Source organism: Thermogemmatispora sp., assembly GCF_019683755.1.
Classification (GTDB): Bacteria; Chloroflexota; Ktedonobacteria; order Ktedonobacterales; family Ktedonobacteraceae; genus Thermogemmatispora.
The window spans coordinates 1-3861 of sequence record NZ_JADGHT010000398.1; the positions used below are offsets into that span (position 1 = coordinate 1).

3 protein-coding genes and 1 pseudogene are annotated in these 3861 nt (G+C 57.0%); 2 read left to right on the forward strand and 2 right to left on the reverse strand.

The genetic code is table 11. The features are described 5' to 3' along the window. A partial coding sequence (locus tag IRZ24_RS17840) for a hypothetical protein (protein WP_297167258.1) occupies positions 1 to 245 on the forward strand: 245 nt, incomplete at its 5' end. An 83-nt stretch (positions 246 to 328) separates the two neighbouring features. On the opposite strand, the gene IRZ24_RS17845 is transcribed toward IRZ24_RS17840, so the two are convergent. After that, positions 329 to 457 (reverse strand): hypothetical protein, encoded by a 129-nt coding sequence (locus tag IRZ24_RS17845; RefSeq protein ID WP_297167261.1) that lies wholly within the window; start codon positions 455 to 457, stop codon positions 329 to 331. 1331 nt (positions 458 to 1788) lie between these two features. Between IRZ24_RS17845 and IRZ24_RS17850 the strand changes: the two genes are divergently transcribed. Continuing rightward, positions 1789 to 3234 (forward strand): hypothetical protein, encoded by a 1446-nt coding sequence (locus tag IRZ24_RS17850; protein WP_297167264.1) that lies wholly within the window; start codon positions 1789 to 1791, stop codon positions 3232 to 3234. 138 nt (positions 3235 to 3372) lie between these two features. On the opposite strand, the pseudogene IRZ24_RS17855 reads toward IRZ24_RS17850, so the two are convergent. Further along, positions 3373 to 3861 (reverse strand): annotated as a pseudogene (locus IRZ24_RS17855) (hypothetical protein); the annotation flags it as partial.

A 3861-nucleotide genomic window follows, 5' to 3' on the forward strand; every position in this document is an offset into this window, starting at 1 on the left:
ATCTAGAGCAAGAAAGGTTTGAGCTAGCTGAGAAGGCATTCAATGAGATGCTTTCCTTCATTCCAGAAGGTGGGCAAGATCTAATAGCGTTAGCCCAATATGGCTTGGCTCGAGTGGCTGCTGCCAAAGGTCAGCTAAATCAGGCTCTTAGTTTGGCCAGGGCGAGTGCGAAGGTGCTAGAACTAGTTGGCTATCGTTATGCTAAAGAGGTAAGAAACTGGCTTCGATCCATTTGCCAAGACTAGCATTGAGAGAAAGAATCCTAGTAAAAGGCCTCATATTCGCATGAGTGCCTCCTACTAGGACTTCTCTGCTGGGATGATAATACCTAGAGAGTCCACCAGACCCAGTTCGGATTAACCGCGTGTGTTGCCAGCGGTGTGATTGTCAGAGCCAGGGCGACAACGGCCAACAGCACAGCCAGGGGAACGATCCAACGCAGATTCTTCTTCAGCATCGTAAAACCTCCCAAATCAAGTAAATAGTCTAGTCTCAGCGATGTAATCCATCAACCCTCGTAAGTAAGAGAGCAAGGCTAGTCTTAGGGACCTTTCATGCAGCCACGGCCAAGCACCAGGCCCACGTTCAGGTGGACAAGGGCAGAGCGTGGCTGCGTGAGCAAAGAAGTACTCGCATTGGCCCCGACCGGGCCGGCGGCGGTGGCACGCGGCTAGCCCTCCTCGCAGCGTGGCGCTCAGGTCCGCCGGGTTCATCCCCTCTCAGGCTGCGAGCTTCCCAGCCACCAGCACAGGCTTACTGATCAACGAGCAGATCAGCAAGCGCAAGGTGGACCTGAAACTGAGGCTGAGCACCTGCCCGCTAACCGTGGTCATCCCGAGTGCAATCTCAGACCGTCAGCGCGCTGTATCTTCCTATCCCCCTGCCAGCAGTGCGGTCAACCTAACCTTGGGCTTCTTTCGTGGCGATGATGCACTGGCTTACTGGCTTAAGACTGGTTCAGGCGACTTGACCGACCGACTAACCGATAGCACTCCCTCTGGTTAGGTTACGGCCTGACAGCTGCAATGGCAGTCAGAAACCGCGCCTTGTCTAGCCTGTTAACGTCGCTCGACTGGCTAGCCCCTGCTCCCGAGCCTGATCCGGTACCAGGCGGATCGATTAGGGCCGCCCCCCTGCGAGGAGAGCTAGCCGCCGTGCCACCGACGACCGACCTGCAAACTGAGCCACAGCGATGCAATCGGCTGATCTTGTTCAAGGTACTCTGGTCTGGACTGGCTCACCATCCTGAGCGGGTGGGGCAGCGTGTTGGCTACGCCCCGGATGGCTTGCCCTGTCTGACCAGCGCGAGCGGGCCGTGTCCTCCCCACCGTTAGACCCGGGCCGCTCAGTCCTTCCTAGCAACCTGGCGTATCGTTTTCCCGATACGCACATCTCTCACACTCGGGAAGATTACTCGAAGATTCGTCAACCTTCAGGATCTCCCCCAAGGAATCCATCGAAAGTACTATGCCCATCGCCCATGATCTTGCACAAAGTCACAGGCCCCTATTACCACACCCTCCTCCTTAGAAACAAAGCTTTCTCAGCAGGGTGAACAGGGACATTCAGCGACGAGCAAAAAGTGATGGTCTCTGCTTTCCTCTCGCCAGGTGAGCTGTGAACGGAAAGACATTGTTGACGTGAGCCATCTCATAGTACCTTGTCTCCACGGCTGCTAAATGAATGCAAGAAGAGGGACAGCGCAGCGCTGGCTTTTGAAAGTCCTTGAGAAAAGCCAGCAGTCGTTACAGAGGTGAAATTATGAGAAGAAGAATCATCGCACGGAGCATGACTAGACCAGGCATCGCTTGCCTGATCTTTCTCTGTCTGCTGCTGACGGCCTGCAATGCGTCGATAAGCATCTATGGTGGCGGTGCAGGTATTCGCCAGGCGACGGCCACTCCCACACCGCAGCGAAGCATACCCATGCCAGCGACTCAGACCTCCTGTCCCAGCGTCTCGCCCAGCAACCCCCTGGGCACACGTGCAGCTGTCATGCGCCCCCTGGGACTGGGGAGCCATCAGAACCTTGTCTACGTCTATAACGAAGGTCAGCCCCAAATCTCTGCGGCCCACGGCCATCTTGTACGCTACGACATCACCACGAGTCGGCGTGTAACCATTGCCACCAGCGGCCTGCGGATCAGTGAAGCCCAAGTCTCTGCCGATGGACAATGGATTATGTTCCTCAGCCTGCCTGATCCGCACAGTGATCCCAACCATGTGGCGCTGTTGCAGATGGTGCGTCTGGATGGGCAGGGGCTGCAAACTCTCTACTGCTTCCCCAAGCTGCCCTATACCCCCGAAGATGGCATTTTCAGCGCCTTCCAGGGGAGAGGCATTCTCAGCTACGCTTATCCTCCGCTTCGCTTCATCTGGTCGCCCGACGAGCGCCATGTGCTGCTGTCTGCCGATCTGGAAGGCACTACCAGCCTGATGACGCTCCTCGACATCAGGACTGGGAGCTTACGGCAGCTCCTGCTCTATTCGCAATATTGCCGCCTTGCCATTCCTTTGACCTGGCTTGACAGCAACCAGGCCTATATCGTCACAGAAGGCCGGGCCACTTGCGGCTCTCCGCCTCCGCCAATGGATCTCTACCTGCTCAATATCGCCAAAAGCACCAATCCTGTAGATCCACAATGGAATGCTATTCTATCACAAAATGTGCGTTTCACAGAGGCATCAGTAGATATAAGTCCTGACAGTTCACATCTTTTTACCTCCACCTGTGAAATGACTGAGCCTTTTGTCACTACCATCATCGGTGAGCCGGCCAGAGGGGGTGCCCAGACGATCATCTACCATCAACTGGCCTCCGCGCAGAATCCCGAGAGCTGCGTAGAGAGCATACGGGCCACGGCCAAGAATGCCTTACTCATGCTCATCCATAGCGGGCGCTCGTATCTCCAGTGTGGTGAGAACTCCCAACAGTACCGCGATGCTTTTCAGCTTGCCACGCTGAGTACGGCTGGTCATAGCCAGCCGCGTATCCTGGCGAACCTCGAGCGTGGAAGGAGCTATAGCTTGGGCCAGGATGTCCCTACGCTCTGGTCGCTGGTCTCCCGTGATAGCCGTTTCTATGCCATCACGGCAGCGAGGGTCCCCACGACCTGTTCTCAGCGGAGTGTGGAGACAATGATCCTCTATGGTCGCTTAAGCGGTGGGGCGCCTGTTGTCGTAGTAAGGACCAGTGCTGGCACAGTTGATGTTGTTGGCTGGACTGCCCTCTGAGAGAGGCATTGGCACCGGATTCCGGCCTCGCGCTGCCTGAGTGGCTTTAGAGAAAGCAAATCACTCGAGGGCCGGCCCCACACTTCGACACGGGCTGCCTACAAGTCGTGGAGCCGGTCCTGTATAGAGTTCAATCGCTCAAGGCTTCTGGCCGTAGGCCACTGTGAAATAGCAGCAAGAATGCAACTCATTCCATTCCTGGCAGGCCCTGTCAATGAGTTGGAGAATCTCCTGCTCAGGGATCTGGAAGCGTGCTGCCAGCGGAGCGCTGATGGCCTTCCACACCTCGCGGAAGTCAAGAGCGAGTAAAGAGCCGATGCGTCCACCCCATTCACCCAGGGGAACCCTAATGGGATGGCGTTGGACCTTAACCAGGCCGGCCTGTTCCAGATAGCGATCGAGGGAGCGGGTGACGATGCCTTCGCTGTCTAGACCACGGAGAGCAGCGAGCTGGCCCGTAAGAGAGGCGAGGTACTCATTGGCTGGCCCAGCAGGGACGAGGTTGCTGATATGGGTGCTTAGCTCGACGAGTTCGACCCAGCCGCCGGGGGCAGTGACGCGGGCGAGTTCCTGGACGGCGCCCGGCCAGGCGGCCAGCGGAATGGCGCCCATCAGGAGGCGCTGATG